The sequence below is a fragment of the Marinobacter sp. UBA2688 genome, from assembly GCF_002352785.1.
Classification (GTDB): domain Bacteria; phylum Pseudomonadota; class Gammaproteobacteria; order Pseudomonadales; family Oleiphilaceae; genus Marinobacter; species Marinobacter salarius.
Genome location: NZ_DELU01000016.1, coordinates 11,788 through 13,912, shown reverse-complemented (window position 1 = coordinate 13,912; position 2,125 = coordinate 11,788). Strand labels below are relative to the sequence as shown.

1 protein-coding gene and 2 pseudogenes are annotated in these 2,125 nt (G+C 57.6%); all 3 read right to left on the bottom strand.

What is annotated here, in order from left to right:
* Positions 1-1,101: pseudogene (locus B3M52_RS08690) on the bottom strand (GGDEF domain-containing protein); the annotation flags it as partial.
* 74 nt (positions 1,102-1,175) lie between these two features.
* Complete coding sequence (locus B3M52_RS08685) at positions 1,176-1,625, bottom strand: DUF411 domain-containing protein (RefSeq protein WP_075194688.1); 450 nt, start codon at positions 1,623-1,625, stop codon at positions 1,176-1,178.
* Between the two features lie 125 nt (positions 1,626-1,750).
* A pseudogene (gene copA, locus B3M52_RS08680) lies at positions 1,751-2,125 on the bottom strand (Cu+ exporting ATPase); the annotation flags it as partial.

Sequence of the window (2,125 nt, the reverse complement as noted above, 5' to 3'; positions counted from 1 at the left end):
GTTGTCCGGTTTTTCCAGGTGCGGAAGCGCAAAGCTGCCACCCCGAACCTTCTCAACCGCACTCTCAAGGCTGACGAGGGGTTTGAGGATGCGCGAACGGATGATCAGATGGAACAGGATCAGGGTGACCAGCAAACTGGTCAGGAACACGGCAACCAGAGGCCATAGGTAACTGCGGGGCAGGAGCGTTTCAAGATCCAGCAGGGTGATCTCGAACCAGCCGATGGCAGGCAGGAAGGCCACGCCAGCCAGGTGTTTTCGGCCGTCCACGGTCACAAAGCTGCTCTCCACGGCACCGGTGGCGCCGCCCCGGTTTTTCAGAAGTTGCAGCATGCCGAGCACCTTCTGCTTGTCTTCCGGGTTATCAAACAGCAGGTCGACGGTGCTTTTCTGGCCTTCGGGTTTGATGATGCTGGCAAAGTCGATGTAGTTGCGATCGCGGTAGAGCTGTATCGCGCCGTTGTAGTCCACGAACAGGGTGGTGATCCCCTCCTGGTCAATATCCACGATATCCTGCAGGAACGCGTCCAGGTCCAGGCCGGTACCGACCATGCCGACGATGCGATCTTCCTCATCCCGCATCAGCACGTCGATCCAGAGTTTGGTCACACCGAGCTCGGTATCGGGGTTTACGTTCAGATGAAAGTTGCGGCCTTCCTCAATCAGTTGGAAGAACCAGGCATCTTCGGGTTTGTCGGGGTCCAGGATGTAGCGGAACTGATCATTCGCAAATTCGTTGTTGGCATTGTTGTAGTAGTAGCGGCGGGAATCACGGAGGGCGACGAAATAACTGTTGTCGCGGAAATTGCTCCGGAAGCTTTCCATTTCGCGTATGGCGTCGCTTTGTAACGCCTTATCTTCCGGTGAGGTAGCCCAGTTGACCAGCGTGGAGGAGTCGGCCATCTGGCGGGCGAGCCCGATTTCCCGTTCCAGGGATTGCAGCAGGCGGGCGCTGTCATAGCGCACCTGTATTTCGGCAACCTGCTGCCCCCAGCGCTCGATGATGTCGTCTGAAAGCTCACGATACGCGAGCCAGGAGGCGACTGAGGCGATGATCATCAGAGCCGCTGCCAGGCCCAGTAGTCGGGTTTTCAGGCTCAAAAGCTTTCCTTATGCACAGTCTGGATCTATCTGGAAGGTATGATAGAGCAGGCATGGCAAAGTGTGTAGGAAAACTAGTTGTGTTCTGCGAAGACTTTGGTCTGGCCGCTGTCGTTGAACATCAACACCTGATAGTGGTCCTTGCGGCCCCCCACTTCCATGCCGGGTGAGCCAGCCGGCATGCCGGGCACCGACAGACCCTTTGCTTTCGGGGCCTGGGCGATCAACCGGTGAATGTCGTTGGCGGGCACATGACCTTCAATCACATAGTCGCCAACAAACGCGGTGTGGCAACTGGCGAGTGACGGTGTCAGGCCGGCGTCGATCTTTATCGGATTCAGGTTATTGGTTTCAGTGACTTCCACCTTGAAACCATTTTCCTTCAGGTGGTCCACCCAATCCGTGCAGCAACCGCAGGTCGGTGACTTGTAGACATGGATGTCTTTCAGCCCGTCTTCGGCCTGTAACTGACCGCTCAAGCCGACGGTTGCGACGAGGCCAAGGGCCAACAGTTGTTTTTTCATGATGTTACCTCAATGATGATGGCTGTGATCGTGGTTTGGTTCTCCGCCGCCAGAGGGTGACAACCAGAACCACCAGACGATGGCGGCCATCAGGATCAGTCCTCCGGCATTGACCAGAAGTGCGTTCATTGGTTCCCCTCCTTGCCTGCGTTACTGGTGGTTTTGAACAGTCGCAGCCGGTTGGCGTTGGTAACGACCGTGACCGACGACAGCGACATCGCGGCGCCGGCCAGTATCGGGCTCATCAGAATCCCCCACACTGGGTAAAGCAGTCCGGCCGCGACGGGTATGCCCAACGAGTTGTAGGCAAAGGCGCCGAACAGGTTCTGATGGATGTTGCGTACCGTGGCCCGGGATATCTCAATGGCGTCGGCAACGCCGTGGAGAGAGCCCCGCATCAGCGTAATACCGGCGCTTTCAATGGCGACATCGGTGCCGGTGCCAATGGCAAAGCCAACGTCCGCCGCTGCAAGGGCAGGCGCATCGTTGATGCCGTCGCC